The 23,239-nt window shown below is 72.0% G+C and carries 24 protein-coding genes; 10 read left to right on the forward strand and 14 right to left on the reverse strand.

From position 1 onward, the window contains the following. Positions 1-5 precede the first annotated feature (5 nt). Both AB0L06_RS24530 and AB0L06_RS24535 read left to right on the forward strand, forming a co-directional pair. A complete protein-coding gene (locus tag AB0L06_RS24530; protein ID WP_500233405.1) occupies positions 6-695 on the forward strand; it encodes a dihydrofolate reductase family protein in 690 nt (229 codons plus the stop codon). 96 nt (positions 696-791) lie between these two features. Further along, positions 792-1,208 carry a hypothetical protein gene (locus tag AB0L06_RS24535; protein ID WP_500233406.1) on the forward strand — a complete coding sequence of 139 codons (417 nt, stop codon included), beginning with the start codon at positions 792-794 and terminating at the stop codon, positions 1,206-1,208. On the opposite strand, the gene glgX is transcribed toward AB0L06_RS24535, so the two are convergent. The 7 genes from glgX to AB0L06_RS24570 all read right to left on the reverse strand — a co-directional run bounded on the left by glgX (position 1,205) and on the right by AB0L06_RS24570 (position 7,738). Further along, positions 1,205-3,316, reverse strand: a complete 2,112-nt coding sequence (gene glgX / locus AB0L06_RS24540; RefSeq protein ID WP_500233407.1) for a glycogen debranching protein GlgX — start codon at positions 3,314-3,316, stop codon at positions 1,205-1,207. The two genes, AB0L06_RS24535 and glgX, sit on opposite strands and share 4 nt — an antisense overlap. A gap of 250 nt (positions 3,317-3,566) precedes the next feature. After that, positions 3,567-4,229, reverse strand: a complete 663-nt coding sequence (locus tag AB0L06_RS24545; RefSeq protein WP_500233408.1) for a hypothetical protein — start codon at positions 4,227-4,229, stop codon at positions 3,567-3,569. 212 nt (positions 4,230-4,441) lie between these two features. Continuing rightward, on the reverse strand, positions 4,442-4,945 hold the full coding sequence (locus AB0L06_RS24550; RefSeq protein WP_500233409.1) for a GNAT family N-acetyltransferase: 504 nt from the start codon (positions 4,943-4,945) through the stop codon (positions 4,442-4,444). Between the two features lie 69 nt (positions 4,946-5,014). Beyond that, positions 5,015-5,575, reverse strand: coding sequence for a DUF4262 domain-containing protein (locus tag AB0L06_RS24555; protein WP_500233410.1), 561 nt, complete (start codon positions 5,573-5,575; stop codon positions 5,015-5,017). Between the two features lie 521 nt (positions 5,576-6,096). Continuing rightward, on the reverse strand, positions 6,097-6,636 hold the full coding sequence (locus AB0L06_RS24560; RefSeq protein ID WP_500233411.1) for a hypothetical protein: 540 nt from the start codon (positions 6,634-6,636) through the stop codon (positions 6,097-6,099). A 68-nt stretch (positions 6,637-6,704) separates the two neighbouring features. Further along, positions 6,705-7,190 (reverse strand): hypothetical protein, encoded by a 486-nt coding sequence (locus AB0L06_RS24565; protein WP_500233412.1) that lies wholly within the window; start codon positions 7,188-7,190, stop codon positions 6,705-6,707. Next, a complete protein-coding gene (locus AB0L06_RS24570) occupies positions 7,187-7,738 on the reverse strand; it encodes a SigE family RNA polymerase sigma factor (RefSeq protein ID WP_500233413.1) in 552 nt (183 codons plus the stop codon). The genes AB0L06_RS24565 and AB0L06_RS24570 overlap by 4 nt, the downstream gene beginning before the upstream one ends. A 127-nt stretch (positions 7,739-7,865) precedes the next feature. Between AB0L06_RS24570 and AB0L06_RS24575 the strand changes: the two genes are divergently transcribed. Further along, positions 7,866-8,450: a TetR/AcrR family transcriptional regulator gene (locus tag AB0L06_RS24575; protein WP_500233414.1), complete on the forward strand. Its 585-nt coding sequence runs from the start codon at positions 7,866-7,868 to the stop codon at positions 8,448-8,450. Here the strand turns inward: AB0L06_RS24575 and AB0L06_RS24580 are convergent. After that, on the reverse strand, positions 8,428-11,385 hold the full coding sequence (locus AB0L06_RS24580) for an AfsR/SARP family transcriptional regulator (RefSeq protein WP_500233415.1): 2,958 nt from the start codon (positions 11,383-11,385) through the stop codon (positions 8,428-8,430). The genes AB0L06_RS24575 and AB0L06_RS24580 overlap by 23 nt on opposite strands. Before the next feature lie 99 nt (positions 11,386-11,484). Here AB0L06_RS24580 and AB0L06_RS24585 point away from each other — a divergent pair, with 99 nt between their 5' ends. The 3 genes from AB0L06_RS24585 to AB0L06_RS24595 all read left to right on the forward strand — a co-directional run bounded on the left by AB0L06_RS24585 (position 11,485) and on the right by AB0L06_RS24595 (position 14,293). Next, positions 11,485-12,363 carry an NAD(P)-dependent oxidoreductase gene (locus AB0L06_RS24585; RefSeq protein ID WP_500233416.1) on the forward strand — a complete coding sequence of 293 codons (879 nt, stop codon included), beginning with the start codon at positions 11,485-11,487 and terminating at the stop codon, positions 12,361-12,363. Between the two features lie 157 nt (positions 12,364-12,520). Further along, positions 12,521-13,432 (forward strand): aromatic prenyltransferase, encoded by a 912-nt coding sequence (locus AB0L06_RS24590; protein ID WP_500233417.1) that lies wholly within the window; start codon positions 12,521-12,523, stop codon positions 13,430-13,432. An 87-nt stretch (positions 13,433-13,519) separates the two neighbouring features. Further along, entirely contained in the window at positions 13,520-14,293 is a 774-nt protein-coding gene (locus AB0L06_RS24595; RefSeq protein WP_500233418.1) for an SDR family NAD(P)-dependent oxidoreductase, read from the forward strand. Between the two features lie 113 nt (positions 14,294-14,406). Here AB0L06_RS24595 and AB0L06_RS24600 read toward each other — a convergent pair whose 3' ends face one another. Genes AB0L06_RS24600 through AB0L06_RS24610 form a run of 3 tightly spaced genes read right to left on the reverse strand, consistent with a single transcriptional unit; the run spans position 14,407 to position 17,210 of the window. Continuing rightward, positions 14,407-15,303, reverse strand: a complete 897-nt coding sequence (locus AB0L06_RS24600; RefSeq protein ID WP_500233419.1) for a hypothetical protein — start codon at positions 15,301-15,303, stop codon at positions 14,407-14,409. Next, complete coding sequence (locus AB0L06_RS24605) at positions 15,300-15,632, reverse strand: PadR family transcriptional regulator (protein WP_500233420.1); 333 nt, start codon at positions 15,630-15,632, stop codon at positions 15,300-15,302. The genes AB0L06_RS24600 and AB0L06_RS24605 overlap by 4 nt, the downstream gene beginning before the upstream one ends. A 45-nt stretch (positions 15,633-15,677) precedes the next feature. Beyond that, entirely contained in the window at positions 15,678-17,210 is a 1,533-nt protein-coding gene (locus tag AB0L06_RS24610) for a sensor histidine kinase (RefSeq protein WP_500233421.1), read from the reverse strand. Positions 17,211-17,463: 253 nt separating this feature from the next. Here AB0L06_RS24610 and AB0L06_RS24615 point away from each other — a divergent pair, with 253 nt between their 5' ends. Then, positions 17,464-18,441, forward strand: a complete 978-nt coding sequence (locus AB0L06_RS24615; protein ID WP_500233422.1) for a hypothetical protein — start codon at positions 17,464-17,466, stop codon at positions 18,439-18,441. On the opposite strand, the gene AB0L06_RS24620 is transcribed toward AB0L06_RS24615, so the two are convergent. Beyond that, entirely contained in the window at positions 18,442-18,906 is a 465-nt protein-coding gene (locus AB0L06_RS24620) for a YidH family protein (RefSeq protein WP_500233423.1), read from the reverse strand. 389 nt (positions 18,907-19,295) lie between these two features. On the opposite strand from AB0L06_RS24620, the gene AB0L06_RS24625 reads away from it, so the two are divergent. Then, positions 19,296-20,639, forward strand: coding sequence for a multicopper oxidase family protein (locus tag AB0L06_RS24625; protein WP_500233424.1), 1,344 nt, complete (start codon positions 19,296-19,298; stop codon positions 20,637-20,639). Between the two features lie 64 nt (positions 20,640-20,703). Here AB0L06_RS24625 and AB0L06_RS24630 read toward each other — a convergent pair whose 3' ends face one another. After that, positions 20,704-21,192: a DUF2231 domain-containing protein gene (locus tag AB0L06_RS24630; RefSeq protein WP_500233425.1), complete on the reverse strand. Its 489-nt coding sequence runs from the start codon at positions 21,190-21,192 to the stop codon at positions 20,704-20,706. Positions 21,193-21,420: 228 nt separating this feature from the next. Between AB0L06_RS24630 and AB0L06_RS24635 the strand changes: the two genes are divergently transcribed. Both AB0L06_RS24635 and AB0L06_RS24640 read left to right on the forward strand, forming a co-directional pair. Then, positions 21,421-22,062, forward strand: a complete 642-nt coding sequence (locus tag AB0L06_RS24635; protein WP_500233426.1) for a COG4705 family protein — start codon at positions 21,421-21,423, stop codon at positions 22,060-22,062. A gap of 181 nt (positions 22,063-22,243) precedes the next feature. Next, positions 22,244-22,798, forward strand: coding sequence for a DUF4142 domain-containing protein (locus AB0L06_RS24640; RefSeq protein WP_500233427.1), 555 nt, complete (start codon positions 22,244-22,246; stop codon positions 22,796-22,798). A 29-nt stretch (positions 22,799-22,827) separates the two neighbouring features. Here AB0L06_RS24640 and AB0L06_RS24645 read toward each other — a convergent pair whose 3' ends face one another. Then, a complete protein-coding gene (locus tag AB0L06_RS24645; protein WP_500233428.1) occupies positions 22,828-23,187 on the reverse strand; it encodes a DUF2218 domain-containing protein in 360 nt (119 codons plus the stop codon). Between the last annotated feature and the right edge of the window lie 52 nt (positions 23,188-23,239).

The raw sequence follows: 23,239 nt of genomic DNA on the forward strand, positions 1-23,239 counted from the left end.
TCGGCATGCGCCGACTGCTGCCCGAACCCGCAGGACAGAGCGATCCCTATGACGCATACGCGGATGTTCCGGCGATGCGCGTCGGGATGGTGGTGAGCGCGGACGGCTCGGTCGCCGACCCCGACGGCTGGACGGACGGCCTCGGCGGCGACGCCGACTTCCGCGTGTTCCGGACGCTCCGGGCCCTCGCCGACGCGATCCTGGTCGGCGCCGCGACCGCCCGCACCGGACGCCTCGGCCCCGCCCGCCTCCGGTCCGACCTGCGGGAACGCCGGGGCGGGCCACCCGCGCCGATCGTCGTGGTCAGCCGCTCCCTCGACCTGCCCTGGGACCTGCCGCTGTTCACCGCCGCCGAGACCCCGACGATCGTGGTCACGCCGTCCGGCGGGGACGTGCCGTCCGGGATCCGCGTCGTCCGCGCGCCTGACCTGCGGACGGCCGTCACCGAGCTGCGCGACGGCCTCGGCCTGCGCCGCCTGCTCTGCGAGGGCGGGCCCGCGCTCACCACGGCGCTGCTCCGCGAGGGCCTGGTGGACGAGCTGTGCCTCAACATCGCGCCGTCGCTGCTCGGCTCCCGCTTCCACACCCGCCTGCTGACCGGCCTGGACGCGCCCGTCGACCTCGGCCTGACCGCCGTGTACGAGGACGAGGGCGTCCTGTTCCTCCGCTACCAGGTGGAACGTTCCGCGTCCTGATCACGGGCGGTGCCGCGATCTTCACGAAACGGTCGTCAACGGAAGGGGAACGCGCGACACTCGAGGCGGGGGAACGACCCACGGAGGGGAGCCGGGGTGGAGTTCGCCGCGCTCGGAGCATGGATCCTTGCGGCGCTTGCCGGGGCGTACCTGCTGGTGCGCTGGCTGGCGGCGGGCGGCCTGCGCGATCAGCCGGCCAAGGTGACGCGTTTCCCTGTCGCCGTCCTGGTCGGGCACCCGCTGTCGGCGCTCACCGGCCTGTGCGCCTGGATCCTCTTCTGCGTCACCGGACGGCCCTGGTCCGCCTGGCTGGCCTTCGCGATCCTGCTCGCCGTCGTGTTCCAGGGGGTGCTCCTGTTCACCCGCTGGCTCGTCGGCGTGAACGGCGGCGGACGCCACGCCCGCGGTGCCGACCAGCCCTTCCCCATAGCCGCCGTGACACTGCACGGCCTCGTCGCCGTCATCACCTTCGTCCTCGTCCTCCTCACCGCCCTCGCCACGACCCACAGCTAGCAACGGCGGAGGACGGTCAGGGAGTGTTCGACGATCTCCAGTTCGTCGTGGGGCTTCACGCGGGGGCGTTCGCCGACGGTCCCGGGGGCCGCGGTGTCGAGGGCGACGTCCCAGCGCTCGCCGTACTCGGGGCCGGGGACGGTGAAGTCGACGGCGGACGAGCCCGCGTTGATGAGCAGCAGGAAGGAATCGTCCTGGACGCGTCGTCCGCGCGCGTCCGGTTCGGTGATCGCCTCGCCGTTCAGGTAGACGCCGAGTGACTTGGCGAACCCGACGTTCCAGTCCTCGTCGGTCATCGGCTCGCCGGACGGGGTGAGCCACGCGATGTCGGCGTCGTGGCCGTCCGAGCCGGGGCCGGCGCCCCGGAAGAACCGCCGCCGCCGGAACACCGGGTGCTCGAGCCGCAGCCGCGCCGCGATCCGGACGAACTCCAGGTCGCCCGCGGCGTCCTCCGCGGCGTCCCAGTCGATCCAGGTCAGCTCGTTGTCCTGACAGTAGGCGTTGTTGTTGCCCCGCTGCGTCCGGCCGAGCTCGTCGCCGTGCGACAGCATCGGGACGCCCTGGGACAGGAACAGCGTCGCGAGCAGGTTCCGCCGCTGCCGCGCCCGCAGGTCGAGCACCGCCGGGTCGTCGCTCGGGCCCTCGACACCGCAGTTCCAGGAGCGGTTGTCGTCCGTCCCGTCCCGGTTGTCCTCGCCGTTCGCCTCGTTGTGCTTGCCCTCGTAGGCGACGAGGTCGGCGAGCGAGAATCCGTCGTGGCAGGTCACGAAGTTGACCGACGCGAACGGCCGCCGCGCGCTGTGCTCGTACAGGTCGGACGACCCGGTCAGCCGGGACGCGAACTCCGGCAGCGTCGAGGACGACCCGCGCCAGAAGTCCCGCACCGTGTCGCGGTACTTGCCGTTCCACTCGCTCCACAGCGGCGGGAAGTTCCCGACCTGGTAGCCGCCCTCCCCGACGTCCCACGGCTCGGCGATCAGCTTGACCTGCGACACCACCGGATCCTGCTGGACGAGGTCGAAGAACGCCGCGAGCCGGTCCACGTCGTGCAGCTCCCGCGCGAGCGCGCTCGCGAGGTCGAACCGGAAACCGTCCACGTGCATTTCGAGAATCCAGTACCGCAGCGAGTCCATGATGAGCTGCAACGCGTGCGGACTCCGCACGTTCAGCGAATTCCCGCACCCCGTGTAGTCGAGGTGATAGCGGCGGTCGTCGTCCCGCAGCCTGTAGTAGGACGAGTTGTCGATTCCCCGGTACGACAACGTCGGCCCCAGATGGTCGCCCTCCGCCGTGTGGTTGTACACGACGTCGAGAATGACCTCGATCCCCGCCTGGTGCAGCGTCCGCACCATCGCCTTGAATTCGAGGACCTGCTCACCGCACTGCCCGGACGCCGAATACGCGTTGTGCGGCGCGAGGAACCCGATCGTGTTGTAACCCCAGTAATTGGTCAGCCCCCGGGCCACCGTGCCGTGCTCCGGCACGAACTGGTGCACCGGCATCAGCTCGACCGCCGTTACCCCGAGCCCGACCAGGTGGTCGATCACCACCGGATGCGCCAGACCCGCGTACGTCCCGCGCTGCTCCTCGGGGACCCCCGGATGCCGCATCGTCAGCCCGCGCACGTGCGTCTCGTACACGACCGTCCGGTGGTACGGCGTCCGCGGCGGACGGTCGTCCGCCCAGTCGAAGAACGGATTGATCACCACGTTCTTCGGCATGAACGGCGCCGAGTCCGCCGCGTTCAGCTCATCCGGGTCCCCGAACCGGTACGAGAACAGCGCCTCATGCCACCGCACCCCGCCCTCGACGGCCTTCCCGTATGGATCGAGCAGCAGCTTCGCCGGATTGCACCGGTCCCCGGCCTCCGGCGCGTACGGGCCGTCCACGCGGTACCCGTACCGTTGCCCCGGCCCGACACCCGGCAGGTACCCGTGCCACACGAACCCGTCCACCTCGGGCAGGACGATCCGCTCCTCCCGCCCGTCCGCCCCGAACAGGCAGACCTCCACCCGCCGCGCGACCTCGGAGAACAGCGCGAACCCGGTGCCCGACCCGTCCCAGGTCGCCCCCAGCGGATAAGCGTCCCCCGGCCAGACCTCCCGCATCGCCGTCCCCTTCGTCGCCCGCGACCCGCGCGTTTCCGTTCATCCACACTTACCCACCCAAACCCGCAACGTTCACGCCCTCCGACCGATCCGCGAGCGTCCGGCCGGTTCGATCATTGCCCCCACGGGCTCGGTGCGTTGCTACGGTGGCCGACGTACGCCCCGGGTCCGCCTCTGCATCGCATGCCGCCCGGGGCACAGTTTTCTTCTGCCGCTGGGGAATGGCGAAAGCGGTGCCGGCTGAGCAAGATCAGTCGGGCAGGATCAACCGGGGCCGCTGAGCGAGGACCTCAGGAACGCGGTCGAGGGAGCGGGCCTGCGTGACCAACTCGGCATCGATGCACCCGAGCAGCCAGTAGAGGGTCTCGTGGCGCTTCTCCAACGGACGGTCGTGGATCGGCTCGTAATGCATGATCCGGTTACGGAACAGCACCATGCTCAGGAAGGGCTTGTGCAGGTCGCGGCGCGGTCCGTGGTAGCCGGGGAACGCGCTGTGGAGCACCGGCACCCAGAAACCCCGGTCGGACGCCCTGCTCAGCAGCTCCACCCAGAAACCAAAGGTCAGCTCTGCGACCACATCGTCGCAGGTGACAGGTCTGTTGTGGTCGCGTGCAACCTTGCGGCGCGCCTTGCGTTTGGCGTCGTCGACCTTGAGTCGAGACTCCGGGAGGAGCGGAGCCACCCGCCACCAGTCGTGGCACCCGTGATGCTCGCGGAGCCGGTCGTTGAGCGAGTTGCGGAGCGAGACCTCCAGCCAGTGCAGCGGGCTGTAGAAGGCCGCGGAGACCTCCACGTTCCACGCGTACAGCTGCAGCACGGCGTCGACCTGTGCGCTCGTCGCGAGGAGGTAGGGGTTGAGGCGGGAGCGGGACAGGGCCCGGCAGAGCCACTCGGGCGGAGGGGACGTGTTCATTGAGAACTCCGGGGGGAAGCCGCTGAGGGAACGGCGCTTCGGTGGTAGTCTTCCTTTTGGAAGCCCCGGGTCCGCCTCTGCATCGCATGCCGCCCGGGGCACAGTTTTTCCACGGCGAGACCGTCACACGGTCTCGCCGTTTTCTTTCTGCTGGGAAAACCCTACAGTCGCCGGAGTTGTGCTGACGAAAGGACAAATCCCCCTCTAATTGTTTAAAGGGGGAGTTGCCAGACGGTTTCGGTGCCGGAGGTTCTTTCGGTGGGGTGCATGCCGAGTTTGGCGGCGACGGACTCGGACGGGGTGTTGTCCGGGTGGATGGCGGCGACGATCGTGCGGACGCTGTGGGCGCGGAGCCAGGTGACGAGGGCGCCCGCGGCCTCGGTGGCGAAGCCGAAGCCCTGGTACGGCATGCCGATGGTCCAGGCGATCCAGGTCTCGGTGGGGGTGACGGTGGCCTGGACGGTGCCGACGGGGCGGTCGTCGCGGACGCGGCGGACGATCCAGTTGAGCCAGCCCTCCTGGTGGAAGGGGGAGGGGCCCTCGGCCAGGCGGGCGTAGCGGGCGCGCAGGTCGGGGAGGGAGAGGGGCTCGCCGCCGATGTGGGTGTGCAGGCGCGGGTCGTTCAGGACCTCGGCCATTTCGTCCGCGTGGTGGACGGTCAGGGGTTCCAGGGCGAGGCGCTGGGTGCGGAGGGGCTCCGCCAGGGGACCGAACACGCGGACGAGCTTAGGGGGTCACCGGGCGTGTCCGGCGCTTCAGGGCGCGGGGCGCAGGCGCCCGGCGCCTCAGGGGGCGGGGCGCAGGCGCTGGGACCAGACGCCGTCGGGGTGCTCGCGCGGGGGGAGCCAGAGCCAGGGCTGGGTGCGGCGGAAGTCGAGGGTGGTGCCGGGCTGCCAGGGGAACAGGTCGCCGCCGTCCGGCCAGACGATCTGGAGGAAGGGGAGGGGCGGGCGGCGGTAGAAGGAGACGGCGCCGGGGAAGGCGGCGCGGTACCAGGTGGGCTCGACGGTGCGGAAGGACGCGGGGTGGCCGCGGGCGACCTCGGGGGCGACCTCGCCGTCCTTGGACGGGGAGCCCTCGGCGGCGCGGCGGCCGAGGGTGTTGAGGGTCTCCTCCATCTCGTACACGTCGCCGCCGAACATCGCGAGCTCCGGGGCGCGGAAGCTGTGCCAGAGGCCGATGCTGTAGACCCAGCCGGGGGTCTGCTCCTCGGGCTGGACGAGGACGACGCTGAAGCCGTACTGGGAGATGTGCACGATCGTCCGGAGGTTGAAGGTGTCCAGGCGTTCGCGGTCACCGTAGTCGTGGTCCAGTACGCAGAGGCACTCGGAGCGGCCGTCGGACATGTCGCAAGCTTACGATCATTTCCGGTCGGTGGTCGTGCGTGTGCGGTGGGTTCCCAGGACGGTCGCCCACGGCACGCCGCCAATCGGCTGAGCGCGCGTGTCGATCTCTGGAAGACGCGCGAAAAGGGGGCGATGGGAGTCAGGGCCGTCCCGTCCCTGGTCGGAGCACTGATCACGGATCCCCCTGGCGGGTGGCGTCCCCGCGCTGACAGACCGGTACACCGACCGATTGGCCGGACTTGACGCGCCACCGGCCCAATGTGCGCTACCGTACGCGCGCGGGTTGCTGGCCGCCGCCGTCGGCGCGTGGTCACACGCGGGCGTCGCATGCGCGGCGGCCGCCGACGCGAACGAAGGACTCCCCGCGCCGCACGAGTCGGCGCGGGCGTGAGAGCACGCGGCCGGGGCGCTACGTGGGGTGGACGCCCCGGCCGCGTCCACTTCCTGCGCCGGGCGACGTCCGCCACTGATCTGATCTCCCCGAGAAGCGCCCGAGCCCCCTGCTCGGGCGCTTCTTCCTGTCATGCGAAGGGGTTGGTGGTCTGCTGGTTCTGCGGAAGGACGGTCGCCTTGCCGACACGGCTGACGAAGTCGTCCGCCATGGACGTCCCGTCCGGGGGCCCGTCGACGAGGACCTGGACTCTGTACGCGCCTACGGTCACCTCCGAATAGTTGCCGAGCGATTCCTTTCCCAGCGTGGGGACCGTGTGCCGCTTCATGGTGGCCGGGTAGACGTCGACCCAGACGGTCTCCTTCCCCTTCGGGTGCTTGAAGACCAAGGTGCCGCCGAAACCCGGTGCGCCGGACTCGGTCGTGTAGGTGTGCAGCTCGGTCGTGTCGAACCGCTGGGACGTGCTGCGGAAACGCAGGGGGAAGCGAACCGGTTCCGGGTTGCGGGCGAAACGGGCGTTCGCGGCGATCTTCACGATCGTCTGCGCGTCCCGCGTCACGTCGGGCTGGACCGTGAGGACCGCCCAGACGTTCGGCACGGACTGAAAAGCGAGCTGAGCGGCGCCCTTGCCTCCGGGCTGGGCCATCCAGATCGTCTGCCCCCCGTTCACGGTGGGGCCCCTGGGGACGGTCACCCCACCGGAGGCGCCGTGCGTGTCGGTCGCCTTCGCTTTCCCCTTCACGGGGGGCCCACGGGGACGACCACCGCTGAGAAGGTGCTGTGCGGGTCGGCCGTCAGCTGGATGGGCGCGTTGGCCTGCAGGTCGGTGTAGCCGGGCTTGGCCGCCGAGAGGGTCGTGGCAGGGCTGTCGTCAGGGGATGCCAGGGCGCGGGTGCCGTAGGTGCGGTAGCCGCCTGGAAGCCATCCGAACGAGGCCGTGATCGTCAGCACTCGCACCTCTCCCTGGCGACCGGACCGTGCGCTCTCGGCCGCCGGGGAGTGGACGGTCTTGGTGCCCCCGTCGGCCTGGACGGAGTACGAGACGCCCGCGACGGCGACGCAGGCCGCGGTCACGGCCGCGACCGCTCCGGCCCGGCGGACGCGGCGGGTCCGGGCGCCGCGGGCTCGCGCTTCGGCGATGCGGACGCGGTCGGACGCGGGCGGGGGAGCGTTCACCAGGTCGTGGAGTTCGTCGCGGAGGTGCGTCTCCAGGGTCTCGTTCATCGTTCCTCCAAGTGGCGGCGCAAGGTGGTGAGGGCGCGGGAGGTCTGGCTCTTGACGTTGCCCTCCGAGCAGCCGAGGACCGCGGCGGTGTCGGCGACCGAGAGGTCGCAGTAGTAGCGGAGGACCACCGCGGCGCGCTGGCGGGGCGCGAGGGACGTCAGCGCGTCCCGCAGGTCGAGCCCGCTCTCCGGGTCGCCGGACTCGGCCGGACGGTCGGGTGCCGCGACCAGGGAGGTCCGCCGCCACCACGCCTTGCGGCGCTCCGCGAGGAACTCCCGGACGAGCACGACCCGCGTGTACGCGTCCAGGCTCTCGGCCCGCCGGGCCTTCGCCCAGTGCACGTACAGCCGGTAGACGGTCTGCTGCGTCAGGTCGTCGGCCGCGTTCCAGTCCCCGCAGAGCAGGTAGGCCGTGCGGCGGATCCAGTCGACGCGCCCCGACACGTAGTCCGTGTAAGCGCCGTCGCCCGTGTCCTCGGCGGCCGGCAACGCGGCGACCCCGTTCCCGGACACGGCCTGGGCCGTCATGACGCCGTCTTTCTCGAACATCGCTTCACACCCCCTTGATGCTCTCCGGCCCCGAGAGGGTTGCATGGGTCGGCACGCCGATCTGCGGGGGCTGTGTCGCTCGCTGTTGCCGAAGGCACCCGCGGTGGCCGGTGGGAGGATGGGGCGTATGACGAGTAGGGCGACGCGCCGCCGGGGCGCGGCGCTGGAGGACGCGATCCTCGGCGCGGCCGTGGACGAGCTGACCGAGTCCGGGTACGCGGGGCTGACCATGGACAAGGTCGCCGCCCGCGCGGGCACCAACAAGAACGCGATCTACCGGCGCTGGCCGAACCGGCTCGAGCTCGGCGTCGCGGCCTACCAGCGGCTCACCACGACGGTGCCGGTCCCGGACACCGGCGACCTGCGCGCGGACGCGCTGGAGCTGATGCGCGGCGCGAACCGGCACTGGAGTTCGCCGCTCGGCGCGATCCTGCGCGAGCTGATCGCCGCCGCCGGGGGCGCGTCCGAGCTGGTCGCGCGGCTGCAGGACCGGTCCGCCGTCGCCGCGCCCTGGCTGACCGTCCTCGGCCGGGCGGTGGCGCGGGGCGAGGTCGCGCCCGAGGCGCTGCACCCGCGCGTCGCGACGGTCGCGATCGTCCTGCTGCGGAACGAGTTCGTGGTGCGGGGCGCGCCGTCCGCGCCGGACGACGTCCTCGTCGAGATCGTGGACGAGGTGTTCCTGCCGCTCGTCAGGAGCCGCGGGCCGCGCTGATCCGGGCGGCGACGCGGTCGACGTCGAAGCGCTCGGCGGACGGCAGGGGAGCGCCCACGGACGTCCGGATCGCGTCGGCCTCGGTGAGCAGCCGGGCCGCCTCCGCGAGGTCGCCGTCGAGGGAGCGCGCCCCGGCCAGGCCCTCCAGCGCGAGCGCGACCGCGCGCGGGTCGTCGGTCTCGCGCGCGGCCTCCAGGGCCGTGGTGTGCAGGCCGGCGGCGGACGCCGCGTCGCCGCGCTGTTCGGCGACGAAACCGAGCTGGGTGTGGATGAACGCGATGCCCGCCGTCCCGCCGATGCCGCGCAGCCACGGCAGCCGACTGCGGAGGTGCTCCTCGGCGGTGTCCAGGTCGCCGCGCCGCCGGGCGACCAGCGCGAGGCCGATCGCGGCGAACTCCTCGGCCGACCGGGACGACCGGTCCCGGGCGAGGCCGAGGGCGCGTTCGTGCAGGTCATGGGCCTCGTCCAGGTCGCCTTCGAGCAGGGCCGTCCGGCCGAGCCCGGACAGCGCGAACGACACCTCCGCCCACATGCCGAGGCGTTCGGCGCGGCGCATCACCTCGCGCCGCATGCGGACGGCCCGCCCGTAGTCGCCGACGATCTCGGCGTGCCGGGCGACGGCGTCGGCGGCCTCGAGCTCGCCCCACGCGTCGCCGAGCTCGCCGAACAACCGGAGGCTGCGTTCGGCGTCGTCCTGCATGTCGGACAGGTCCCCGCCGACCATGCGCACCTTCGCGCGCGTGCTCAGGACGGCCGCCACGCCCCACCGGTCACCCTCGTTCTCGAACATTTCGAGCGCGCGTTCTAGGCGGGCGTGGCTGGCGGGCAGGTCCCCATAGGGCCAGTGGACGAACGTCAGGAACCACAGTGACCAGGCGTCCGCGTCTGGGCCGAGGGCGGCCGTCCGCAGGGATTCGGACTTGTCGCCTTCTCCCGACAGCATCGTCAGGCCGTTCAGCCACACGCGCGTGCGGCGTAGTACGTGCGCGGGCGCGTCCTGGGCGAGGGCCAGTGTCAGGTAGCGGCGGGCCTCGTTGAGCCGTCCGCGGAGGAACCAGTACCAGCCGAGCGCGTTGGTCAAGACCGGGTCAGCCCGGTAGTCCAGCGCGGCGCGGAAGTTGGCGCCCTCGCGATCGAGCCGTTGAAGCCAGCGCTCCTGATCGGGCCCGCGCAGGTGCGGGACGGCCCGTTCGGCGAGTGCCGTGTAGTACCGGGCATGACGCGCGCGCACGAGGTCTTCCTCGCCCGCCTCCCGAAGCCGTTCGAGGCAGTAGTCGGAGACGGACTCCAGCAGACGGTACCGCCGGTCCTCGGTGAACACGACGAGCGAGCGGTCGACGAGCCGCGCGAGGACGTCGATGTCCGGATCGCCGCACACCTCCTCGGCCGCTTCGAGCGTGCAACCGTCCGAGTGGACGGCCAGCCTGCGCAGCGCGACCCGCTCCGGAGCGCTCAGCAGCTCCCAGCTCCAGTCGATGACGGCCCGCAGCGTCTGCTGCCGCGCGGGCCCGCCGCGCCGCGTGAGCAGCCGGAACCGGTCGTCCAGCCGCTCGGCGAGCGCGTCCACGCCGAGCGCCCGGACGCGCGTCGCGGCGAGTTCCAGCGCCAGCGGCAGGCCGTCCAGGCGGCGGCAGACGGCCGCGACCGCCGCCGCGTTCTCGCCGGTCAGCGCGAAGCCCGGCACCGCCGCGGCGGCGCGGGCGGCGAACAGCCGCTCGGCGTTCCCCGGCTCCAGGGGCGGGACGGCCCGCACCCGCTCGCCCGCGACGCCCAGCGGCTCCCGCGACGTCGCGAGGACGGTCAGGCCCGGCGCCGCCGCCAGCAGCCGTCCGGCCAGGTCGGCGACGGCGTCCACGACGTGCTCGCAGTTGTCGAGGACGAGCAGCGCCCGGTGCGGGCGCAGCGCGTCCGCCAGCCGGTCGACCGGCGAGGACAGGTCGGTCTCGTCCCGGTGCCCGAGCGCCCCGGCGACCAGGTCGGCCAGCTCGGCCGTGTCGCGCGGACGGCCTCCGGCCAGCTCCACCAGCCACGTCCCGTCCGGGAAATCGTGCGGGGACCGCGCCGCGACCTCCAGGGCCAGGCGCGTCTTGCCAACCCCGCCCGGCCCGGTGAGCGTGACCAGCCGCTCGCCGCGCAGCGCCGCCCGCGCCTGCGCGACGTCCCGCTCCCGCCCGATCAGGTCGCCGATGACGGCGGGCAGGTTGGACGTGGGGCACGCGGGTTTCAGCTCGTCCGACTGGCGCAGGATCGACTGGTGCAGGGCGACCAGCTCGGGGCTCGGATCGACGCCCAGCTCGTCCGCGAGGAGCCGCCGCAGCGCCTCGTAGTCGACGAGGGCCTCGGCCTGCCGTCCGGCGCGGTACAGCCCGAGGATGTGCGCCGCGCGTAGCCGCTCCCTCAGCGGATGCTGTGCGACGAGCCCGCCGAGCGCCGGAACCTCACCGACCTCCAGCCGCGCCTCTGCCTGCTCCTCGATCGCGCTGAGCCGAGCCTCTTCTAAGGCCGTCCCACCGGCGATGTCGAAATCGGCGAACGCCGACCCGCGCCATAGGGCCAGTCCTTCGTCGAACAGCTTCACTCGTGCGCGCACGTCCCGTTCTTCTCGTGCGCGCGCGACCAGCCCGGTGAACTCGTCCGCGTCCGTTGTAGCGGCCAGCGCATAGCCGGGCGGCTGCGAGCGGACGAGCCCGCGCCCACCCGGTTCGGCGTCCTCCAACACCTTGCGCAGTTGGGACACGCGCGCCTGCAACGTTCCAGAGGGATTTCGCGGCGGACGGTCTCCCCACAGCTCCTCGACAAGGCGATCGGACGAAACGACACCGCCCTCCGCGGCCAGCAACACCGCGAGCAGCAGCCGCACCTTGGCCTCGGGCACCCGGACGGCCTCGCCACCGTCCGTCCACACCGCGAGCGGCCCGAGCACCCCGAAACGCATGAACCCCACCCTACGGACGAATCCGTAGTGCTCCCGAAGGGATTCCGTAGCGCCCCGCCCGAAGCTGAGGGCCACACAACGAGAACAAGGAGAAACACCATGTCGGTGACTGTCATCGGGCTCGGCTCCATGGGCACGCGCATGGCCGAGGTCTTCATGGAGAAGGGCCACGAGGTCACGGTCTGGAACCGCACGGCGAGCAGGGCCGAACCCCTCGCCGCCAAGGGCGCGACCGTCGCGGCGGACGCCGCCGAGGCCCTCGCCGCCAACGAGCTCGTCGTCCTCAGCCAGACCCACTACCAGGCGATGTACGCCTCGCTGGAGGGCGCCGAGCACGCGCTGAAGGGACGCGTCCTGGTGAACCTCAGCTCCGGCAGCCCGGAGGAGGTGCGCGAGGCCGCGAAGTGGGCCGAGTCCCACGGCGCGCAGCTGCTGCCCGGCGGGATCATGGTCCCGGTCCCCGGCATCGGGACGCCCGCCGCCGAGACCTACATCGCCGGGCCCGAGGCCGCCCTCGAACGGCACCGCGCGACCCTCGCCGCGATCACCGACACGTCCTACGTCGGCGCGGACCCGGGCCTCGCGGCGCTCTACTACCTCGCCGGGTTCTACCTGTTCGTCGCGGTCATGAACGGGTTCATGCAGGCCACGGCCCTGGTCGCGAGCGCGGGCGTCTCGCCGCGCGACTACGCGCCGGTCGCCGCCGCGATCGTCCGTAGCATCGGCGAGGACGGCCCGATGGGCTTCGTGAAGATCTGCGCCGAGCAGATGGCGAAGGGCGACTACCCGGGCGTCGCCGACACCGTCCTCATGGAGGCGATCAGCGTCGGCCACGTCATCGAGGCCGCCCGCGCGGCCGGTGTCGACGCGTCCGTCCCGGAGGCCACCAAGGCGCTCTTCGACCGCGCCATCGCCGAGGGCCACACCGATGACGGCCTGGCCGCCCTCTACGAGATCATCCGCGCCACCAAGGCCTGACCCGCCCCGACCGTTCGCCCCGCTTCCGCACCGGCTCGCGGCCGTTGCGGAAGCGGGGCGAACGCGGTTCGGGAGGTGTCCGACCGATGTCAGCGGTGATGTACACGCGTGGGATGGTTTGCGAAACTCGGGGGCCGGTGTCCAGTCGATCGGAGTGATGATGGCCGCTTCCTACCGGTTCTCTCCCGAGCAGTTCCTGGTCGACGCGAAGGTGGCGGCGGACGCCATCGGCGCGCCCTTTTCCGAAAAGGTGACACGCGGCGTTCTCGACGCCTATCCGAAGGAATTCCGGGACGGCGCGGTGCTCTGGCGCACCACCGACCGTCCCGGCGCTCCGCTGAACTACCGCTTCTACGAACGGCGTCCCAGTGACTCGGTCGGCACGGCCGTCCGGGCCGGGCTCCTGGACGCCGGCCATCCGATGATCGGCCTGATCTCGTCCTGGAGTTCCCTGTACGGCGACGTGTCCACCGAACTCGCCGACTTCGACGCCGAACGCGGAATCGCGAAGACCTGGGTTTTCCTGGGTGGGAGACGTCCCGTCGGGGAAGTGCTCCGCGCGCCCGACGTTCCGGAGGTCTTCCGAAGGCACGAGGAACGTTTTCGCGCGCTGGGGCTGACGTCCGTCCGGCATGTGGCGGTCGACTACCACTCGAACACCGCGAACCTGTACTTCAGGACGTCCAGGAGAATCACCCAGGATGTCGCCGGGGATCTCGTCTCCCTCGCCGGCGGGAACGCGCCCTCTCCGGAACTCGTCGCGGACATGGTGGAGTTCACCCCGCGCGACGGCCACACCGTCAACGTCACGATGCGGGCGTCCGACGGCGAGATCGAGCGGATCGGGATCTACGCGCTCAAGCTCCCGAAGGGCCGTTACCCCGCCCTCAACGACCGCCTGGCCACGTTCTTCCGCACCTCCCCGTCCCGCGACGACGAGGAGATGAACGCCGTGGCCTGGTCGTTCGGCCGCGGCGGGCGCGACTATGTCAAGGCCGAGCACAGCTACAGCGGCGGGCTGGTCGCGCTCATGGCGTCCTGGAACAGCCCGATGACGGCCGTCGGGTGACCGCCGTCGGGTGACCGCCGCCGGTGACCGCCGTCCGGGGATCGGCGGTCCCTGGTTGAACCGCTCGCCGCGCGGCACACTCGAATCATGATCAACACGACTTCGGGTCTTCTGACGGGAAAGGTCGCCTTCATCACCGGTGCGGGACGCGGCATCGGGGCGGCCTCGGCACGGCTGTTCGCCCGGGAGGGCGCCCATGTCATGCTCGCCGCGCGCACCGAGAGCCAGCTCAAGGACGTGACGGGTGAGATCCGCGCGGACGGCGGCGTGGCCGAGCACGTCGTCTGCGACATGACCGACCCGGCGAGCGTCCGCGCCGCCGTCGACCGCACCGTGGAGGTGTTCGGACGGCTCGACGTCGCCTTCAACAACGCCGCGACGACCACCCCGACAGCGTCCTTCGAGGACACCACCGACGCCGACTTCGACGCCCTCTACACCGTCAATCTCAAGGGCCAGTGGCACGCCATGAAGGCCGAGGTCGCGGCCATGCGCGCGACCGCCGGACGCGGCGCGATCGTCAACAACTCCAGCGCCGGGAGCCTGCGCGGCAACCCCGTCCTCCCGGCCTACGGAGCGCTGAAGAGCGCGCTCAACCGCCTCACCGAGACGGCCTCGGTCACCTACGGCCCGGAGGGCGTCCGCGTCAACGCGATCGCGCCCGGGACGACCCTCACCGACCTGGTCGTCGCGTGGGACGAACGGTCCCCGGGCGTCATCGAGGGCCTCAACGCCCGGACCCCGCTGGGCCGCGCGGCCGACCCCGGCGAGATCGCCGAGGCGGCCGCCTGGCTGCTCAGCGACCGCGCCTCCTACGTCACCGGCGTGATCCTCCCCGTCGACGGCGGCCGCCTCGCCTGACCGCCCCCGTGGCGTGACCGTCCCGCAGTCCACCGGACGCGTCGCTCGGCCGCGCGGACTCGTCCACGCGGCCGAGCCGCCCTGATGTTCCGCCCAGTGGGGCCGGATCGGGATCAGCGGGCCGGACGCCTCCGGGAGCGCACCCCCAGGGCCAGGACCAGCGCGAACCCGAGCGTGACGGCCGCCATGCGGGGCACGGGCACGGGCGTCCAGGGCGCGAGGTCGAACAGCAGCGGCGTGACGAGCAGCGCGGCCACGCGCCGTCCGTACGCGGTGCGAAAGCCGTTCAGCACCAGGACGGCCATGGTGATCACCAACGCCTCCTCGTAGTAGGGCATCTCGCCCGAGATCACCTGCAGGTGCAGCGGATGCTGGAGCCCGGCCAGCCCCTGGGCCGCGAACGAGAGCCCCGCGACGGTGGCCATGGCGATCGCGACGGGCCGTCCGAGCACCTGCGCGCCACGGCGCGGACCGTCGGAGAACGCCAGCCCGGCCAGCGCCAGGACGGGCACCACCAGCCCCAGCGTGATGGCCTTGGCGTCGGACGTGGTGAGCCGGTCGCTGCCGACGTACATGAAGACGCAGAGCGCCAGGATCACCGCGATTCCGAACCGCCGCCCGAAGATCCCGCCCCACCACGCGGCGGCGAGCGCCAGGGCTCCGACTCCCCAGACGGGCGCGACCCCGAAGAGGCCCGACAGGTACCCGGGACCCGTCGTCATCTCGCCCGTGAGGTGTCTGACGCCCGAGTCGACGAACCACACCGCCGGGATGGTCATCAGCAGCGGCGCCACCAGGCTGACCACGGCGAGGGCGTCCCGCCACTCGGGGGTCGTCCAGGGGGCGCCGAGCCCGTCCAGCCGCATCCTCAGCCCGCTGACGACCAGGTCCGCCGACTCCCGGGGGCCGCCGCCGCACTCGGTGAGGACGTCCAGCATCTCCTCGCCGTACTCGTCGCGGTGGTGCTTCGGGTAGGCGAGCAGCAGCCGCCGGTTCCACGTCCCGTTCACGCCAGGCCTCCCGCGGCGCCGAGTCGGAGGGCCGCGGTCTCGGCGCCGCGGCGCATGCGCTGGACCTCGGCCGCGAGCGCGTCCGCGCCGGCGGCGGTGATCCGGTAGTACCGGCGCATCCGGGTGTCCACGACCTCCTCGCGGTCCACCTCGATCAGCCCCTCGCCGCGCAGCCGGTCCAGCGCCGTGTACAGCGTCCCGGTGCGCAGCCGCACCCGGCCCTCGGAGATCTCCCCGGCGTCCGTGATGATCCCGTACCCGTGCTGAGGCCCGGCGGCCAGCGCGGTCAGGATCAGGAACGTCGGCTCCTGCATCGCCCGCTCGCTCATATGATCAACATATGTCGATGATCTACCTATGTACAAGGGGTCGCGTCAGGTCGCCTCGGGCTTCTCGCCGGACGGCTCCGAGTCCGGCCGCCCCGTGCTTGGCGGCTCTGCGCTTGGCGGCTCTGCGCTTGGCGGCTCTGCGCCTGGCGGTGGCTCCGCGCCCGGTGGTGGCTCCGGGCTGTGCGGTGGGGCGAGGGGGAGGCGCATGACGAGGCGCGCGCCGCGCGGGCTGTCGGCCGCGTAGACGTCCCCGTGGTAGATGCGGGCGATCTCGCGCGCGATGGGGAGGCCGAGGCCGGTGCCCGCCGGGTCGCGGCGCTGGGACTCGGCGAGCCGGGCGAACCGCTCGAAGACGCGTTCGCGCGCGTCCTCCGGGATGCCGGACCCGTCGTCGAGGACCTCCAGGTAGGCGTCGTCGCCGTCCCGCCTCACGACGACCTCGATGCCCGTCTCGGCGTGCCGCTCGGCGTTGTTGAGCAGGTTCCCGAGGACGCGGCTCAGCCGGATGGGCGCGCCCATCACCTCCACGTCCTCCTCGAGCCGGGCCGTGACCGGGACCCGCCACGGGCGGACGCCGATCTCCCGCCGGACCAGCGAGGCGAGGTCGATCCGATGCCAGGCGGCGGGGGAGCGGGCGTCCAGCCGGGACAGTTCCAGCAGGTCGTTGACGATGTCGTTCAGCCGTCCGGCGTCGCGCAGCGCGCCCCGGACCATCGGCTTCCAGTCGTAGTCGTCCGGCTCGTCCAGCGCGACCTCCAGCCGGGTGTGCAGCCCGGCGATCGGGTTGCGCAGGTCGTGGGACGCCTCGGAGACGAACCGCCGCTCCCGGTTGGTGGACTGCTCCAGCCGCTCCAGGGCGTCGTTGACGGTGACGGCCAGGTCCTGGATCTCGCCGCCGGTTCGCGGGACCGGCACCCGCCGGCCGATCGTCCGCAGCCCCGCGCTGGTGATCTCGGCCAGCTGCCGCCGGATCTCCTCGACCGGACGGAACGCGTCCCCGATCGTCTTCCACGTCCACCACGACATCAGCAGCAGCAGTGCCAGCGCCACCGCGCCCACCTCGAGGAACAGCCGCTGCCTGGTCAGCGACGCGGTCACCGCGTCGGCGACGTACACGACCGCGGTGCGCGGGAACTGCGTCCCGCCCACCCGCAGGCCCACCAGCTCGACGCAGGACGGCAGGAAGTCCGGGCACACGGTCTTGCCGATCAGCAGGTCCGCCATCTGCGGCGGGGCCGGGTTCAGCGGCGGTTTGCCCCGCAGGTCCGGTGACGCGGCGAGGATCCGCGCGCCCGGCTCGACGATCTGGATCAGCGGCGCCTCACCCGGTTCCGGGGTCACCGCCGCCACGCCGTGGCCGGTGGTGATGTCGTAGACGACGCGCTGCAGCGTGACCGACGCGTCCTGCCGCGCCGAGGAGCGCCCCGCGTACGCCAGGATCTCCACGGTCAGGACGGTCGACAGCGCCAGCACCGACCCCGTCATCACGACGGTGATCACCGTCGCGCGGCCGCGCACCGAGATGAACGCGCGCCTCAGCCACCGCAGCAGCCGGCTGTCGTCGGCGTCCTTGCCCACGCGTCCTCCGCACTGTGGCAGGGCGTCCCAGCGAACGACCACGGGTGATTGCCAGAACGGTGACCCCCTCTCTCTAGCCGACCGGGAGGCGGTGCTTCGAGCCGTCCGCAGGCCACATTGCGGAACCATTGGGACGGGTTGACCGGACTCCACCGGCGTGCGCTTCGCGGCTGCCGTGGCGCAGGGGGGACGGTCCTATAGCCTGACGCGGACGGAGGCCGGGCGCCCGTCGTTCCGTCCGGCCGGGGGAGACATGGTGAGCGGTCAGCCGGACGAACTCGTTTCCCGGGACGCCGAGCGTTTCGGGACGTTCGCCGCCGCCGGGGGCTGGACGTTCGGGCTCCTGGTGGCCAGAAGCGTCACCAAGGACGCCGAGGACGAGCCCGCCGCCGACGGCAAGGTCTCGGCGAAGGCGTTCGCCGAGCGCGCCGGATGCGCGACCGGACGCGTCGACCGCCACTGGAAGGCCTGGCAGGCCGCCGCCGCGGACGGCCTCGTCCCGGACGCCGCGACCCTGACCCCGGGCGCCGCGGTCGAACTCCCCGAAGCGGACGTCTGGCCCGGCTACTACGCCGCGCCCGGATCGTCCGGCGAGAAGGGGCAGCGGGTCGTCGCGGAGGCCGAGGCGATCGGCGCGAGCCATAAGAAGGCCCTGGAGATCACGGGCCATCGCCCGGCGATGAGGGCCGCGATCCTCGGCGACCGGCTCACCGCCGAGGCCGCCCGGGAGGCGCTGCTCTCCCGGCCCGAGGAACGCGCGGCGACCCTGGCGAAGGCCCTCGCCGACCCGGAGGCGGTCAAGGCCGTGAAGGCCGAGCAGCGCCGCGCCGACCACCTCGAGTACGTCTCCCGCGTCCTTTCCGAGGGGACGGCGAAGACCCCCGCCGGGCAGGTCGTGTCGCTCGCCCTGTCGTCCGCCCAGCTCTCCGACGAGCGCCTCGCCCGCGTCCGCTCGGACGAAACGGACGAACCCGACGGCGACGCCGTCGAGGACGCCTACGGGTTCGTGCGGGAGCTCGTCGACCGGGCCGTCCAGGCCGATCCGGACACGTTCGTCCGCGAGCAGCGGGCGAAGTTCGCCAAGACGCTGTCCGCGACGTCCAGGAACATCCTGGCCATCGACCCGGACGACCTGCTCGCCGTCGCCGACGAGACCCTCGTGGAGCGGCTCGTCGAGCTGCAGACCCGCGTCAACGACCTGGCCGCCACCCTCCGCTCGGTCTGCGTCTGACTACGGGGACAGGAACATCAGCACGGCCAGCGCCAGGCCCACGACGACCATCACCACCATGAGCGCGAACGGCAGGTAGTGCCGGGGGAGCTCCCGGTCCGCCCGGATGGCGTGCTCGGTCGTGCGCCAGTGCAGGAAGGCGAGCGGCGTCAGCACGATGCCGGACGCGATGATCATCACGACGATCGTCATCCGCAGCCATTCCAGCCCGGGCCGGACGGTCAGGTGTCCGAGCGCGACGCCCCCGACCAGGAACGCCAGGCACGTGCGCATCCAGGCCAGGTAGGTGCGCTCGTTCGCGAGCAGGAACCTGGTGTCCGGCCTGGTCCCGGCCTTGGTGCCCGGCACAAGGCCCGGCTTGGCGTCCGGCGTCGGGTCGGGCTTGGCACCCAGCGCCGGGTCGGGTTCGGCGTCCGGCGTCGGGTCGGGCTTGGCGTCCGGCGCGGGGTCCGGCTTCCGCTCCACCGCCCCGGCATTCCCGCCCCGCCGCCGGACGACGCGCCGACCGGCGAAGGCTTGGCCCACGCTTGAGCCCGCGTTGCCGAACCCGGACCTATCCTCCGGCTCCCGCGTCGCGCGCCGCGCCTTCCCCTCCCGTCGCCCCCTTCACTTCACCCCGCAGTGCGTCAACGCTCACCCTTGGTGATATTCGTGGTCTGGGTCGTCGTGCCGCCGGAGCTGGAGGGATGCGGGTCATGCCGATCAGTCGTCGAGACGCACTCAGGCTGGGGGGACTGGCGGCGCTGGCGGGGAGCGGCGCCGGTTCGGCTTCCGGCTGTGGCCCGGCGCAGCTCGTCTCGCCCGGCGTCTCGCCCAGCGCCTCGCCCGGCGCCTCGGGTCGGGCGGACCACACCGTGCGGATCGCGACGGGACGTGTCGAGCTCGCACCGGGAACGGTCGTCTCCACCACGACCTACAACGGCAGGTTTCCCGGTCCGCTGCTGCGGTTCACCGAGGGCCGTCCGGTCGTGGTCGACGTCCACAACGACACCGGGACCCCTGAGCTGCTGCACTGGCACGGCCAGCGGGTGCCGGCGGACGTGGACGGGGCCTCGGAGGAGGGAACCCCGTTCATCCCGCCACACGGGATGCGGCGCTTGTCGTTCACGCCCGGCCCGTCCGGTTTCCGCTTCTACCACTCCCACGTGGCCGCCCACGGTGACCTGGCCCGCGGCACCTACAGCGGTCAGGCGGGCCCCGTGTACATCGAGCCGAAGGCGGCCCCTGGCGCCTACGACCAGGAGGTGTTCCTGACGCTGAAGGAGTTCGGGCCGTCCCTCGCCCACGGCGGTGACATGGCGGTGAACTTCCTGGCGGGTCCGATGGTGCCGGAGCTGAAACGCCGGGGCGAGAAGGCGATGGCCGACTCGCTGGCGCGGGGCATGCCGCGAGGCTTCGAGGTCGGGTACCGCGATTTCAGCGTCAACGGCCGCAAACTGGGGCATGGCGAGCCGATCAAGGTCAGGACGGGGCAGCGCGTGCTGCTCCACGTCCTGAACGCCAGCGCCACCGAGATCCGCAGCCTCGCGCTGCCGGGGCACACCTTCACGGTGGTCGCGCTCGACGGCAATCCCGTGCCCCGCCCGGCCGCCGTGCCTGTGCTGTGGATCGGCACCGGCGAACGCGTCTCAGCCCTGGTGGAGATGAACCATCCGGGCGTGTGGGTGCTGGGGGACCTCGCAGACAGCGACCGGAACGCGGGCATGGGCACCGTGGTGGAGTACGCCGGGCGTAGCGGCACCCCCCAATGGAGCGCGCCGCCCCACTTCCTCTGGGACTACCGCGCGTTCGCCCACACCGGCTCCGCCGCCCAGCGGCCCGACCACGTGATCGACCTGCTGGTGGAGAAACGCAACGCCGCAGGCCAGGGGTTCAATATCTGGACCCTCAACGGCGTGCCCTTCTCCATGGACGCGGGCAAGCCGGTCATGGACCTCGAACGCGGCGGGCGCTACAGGATGCGCTTCCGCAACGCCTCCGACGACGTCCACCCCGTCCACCTGCACCGGCACACCTTCGAGGTCACCCACATCGCCGGCACCCCCACGCACGGCCTGCGCAAGGACGTCGTCATGCTCGGCGGCTACCAGGCCCTCGACTTCGACTTCACCGCCGACCAGCCGGGCCTGTCCCTGATGCACTGCCACCAGCAGCTCCACATGGACTACGGGTTCATGCTCCTGCTGCGCCGTTCCTGAGCCCCATGAAGCGACGGAGAAGGCCCCGGACCGTGCTGTCACGGTCCAGGGCCTTGGAGCGAGGTCAGTGCTCGGGCTTCTCCTGGCCGACGTCGTGCCAGACGGCCTTGGCGCCGCTGTGACCGATCCGGACGACCTGGACGCCCGTGGCGGCGGCCGCGCCAACGGTGAGGACGGCGGCGACCACGGTGACCGCGGTGGCCCAGCGGGGCGCGCTGGTGGCGCGGCGCGAGTACCAGGCGACCGCCACGATGACGGCCAGGGCCAGCCAGACCCCCGCGACGAGCGGGAGCAGCCCGTCGGCCAGTTCGGCGTGCTTCTCCACGAGCGCCGAGTGCGGGACGCGCTTCTCCAGCCCCTCACCGCTGGACGTGGCCATCGGGACGGACACGACGCCGATCGTGGCGAGGCCCAGCACCCAGGGCGCGGCGACCTTCCGCGCCCTCGGCCAGACCGCCACCACGAGCGCGGCGACGGTGACCAGCGGGATGAGGAACACGACCAGGTGGACGACGAGGGGGTGGACGGGGAGTCCCCAGACGGTGGCGGGCATCAGGATCCTTACGAGTCGATGTCGCCCAGCAGTCAACACTTCGGACCACCCCTCGCGCCTCCCTTCAGGAGGCATTCAGAGGATCTTCATAGGGGCGGCCCGCTGCTCCGACACCTCTACACGCTTGTAGAAATAGCCATGCCCCCGCGCTCTCTCATCGCTAGTCTCGGTCGCCGTACGTAGTCGCGACAACTCATGGCGTGATGGTGACCGACGATGGGAGTGCGCATGCCCGCAAGGACGGCCGAGGCCCTGGACGCCAGGCGAGAACACCTCGTGACACGGAGGCTTCCGCAGGTCACGGCCCTGTTCTGGGCCCTCAAGATCGTCGCCGTCACGCTGGGGGAGACGGCCGGGGACCTGGTCGGCATCACCCTGGGGCTCGGCTATGTCGCCACCGAGGCGCTCTTCCTCGGGGGCTTCCTGGTCGTCCTGGCGATCCAGCTCAGGACGACCCGGTTCCGTCCGGCCGTGTTCTGGACGGTGGTGCTCGGCACCAGCCTCGTCGGCACCGAGATGTCCGACCTCCTTGACCGCGGACCCGGCCACGGCGGCGTCGCCCACGGCCTCGGATACGGGTGGGGCGCCCTCGTCCTGTCCGGGCTCCTGGCCCTCGTCTTCCTCGTCTGGTGGCGCACCGGCCAGAGCCGCGACGTCGAGAACATCTCCAGTCGCACCGGCGAAGCCCTCTACTGGACGGCGATCCTGGTGTCGAACTCGCTCGGCACCGCCGGCCGCGACGTCCGGCGCCGTCCGCCCGCGCCGCGGCCCCCCCGGTGTCGTCCCCACTTCGTCGGCGGCGTGGACGTCCTGACCCTGGACGCCGACGGGCGGATCCGCACCGACCACCAGTACCTCGAGGCGAGCTGAAACCTGCCGGAAAATCCGGATCTGCCGAGATCGGCGACATCCCTTGCGGGGGCGCGCGTCCGTAAGGGCGGCGGACGGTGAGCCTCCGGCTCTTCTCGTTCAGGAGGGTTTAAAACCCGCGTTTCGGTCGGACTACACAAGGGGGGAGGTAGGGCGGTGCGGCGAGTGGGGAGATCGGATCATGTCCATCACTCGGTGGCCGGCGGCCGTGGCCGCCGCCGCGGCGATCATGGCGGCGGGGGCGGCCTGCGGGGCGTACCAGGAGCACAGGAAGGCCGCCCCGCCCTCGGTGAACCCCTCGCCCTCCAACCTCTCCGGGCAGGACAAGAACTGGCTCGGCCAGATCCACCAGGGCAACCTCGCCGAGATCCAGGCGGCGCAGCTCGCCCAGGACAAGAGCGGCAGCTCGCAGATCCAGTCGGAGGCGGGCGTCCTGGTGACCGACCACACCCGGCAGGACCAGACGATCGTCACCACGGCGGAGCGGTTCCACGTCAACCTGCCGACCTCTCCCTCGTCCGACCAGGCCGCGCAGCAGGAGGTGCTCGGCGGCCTCACCGGAGCGGCCTTCGACAACCAGTTCGTCGCCGACCAGATCACCGCCCACGAGGGGGCCCTGGCGGCGACCCGCAACGAGGTCGACCACGGCTCGGACCCGACCGTCGTCGGGGAGGCCCGGCAGGCCCTCCCCGTGCTGCAGAAGCACCTGGCCATGCTGAAGCAGGGCCAGCACTGACCCCGGGGACGCCGTCGACGGTCGCGCGCTCAGCTCGTGTGGCTCTCGCTCCAGGTCACGGTCAGTGGGGCGCGGCGGCTGAACCGGTCGAGGTCACGGCTGATCACGTCCTTGATCCGGGCCAGCTCGGCCGGGCCGGACGCCTCGACGCGCACCGTCAGCCGGCCGGGCTCCGCGGCCAGTTCGCACCGGCCCCAGGGGACGAAGGTCACCGTTCCGGACGATTCGGTCCACTCGGCCTCCACCTGAAGGTCGTGTCCGGCGGACGGTCCGTGCCGGTGCCCGCCCGTCGCGTGCCCACGGGCGCCGATCGCGGACGCGTGTTTGCAGAACTGCACGAGGTACCTGCTCGCGCGGCCGGTCTCGATCACGGCTTCCAGGGACGGCATCGCGGCCTCCATCTCGAGGGGCTTCCAGATTTATCGAGACAGACTGTCTTGT

The organism is Spirillospora sp. NPDC052269 (genome assembly GCF_040679435.1).
Lineage (GTDB): Bacteria > Actinomycetota > Actinomycetes > Streptosporangiales > Streptosporangiaceae > Spirillospora.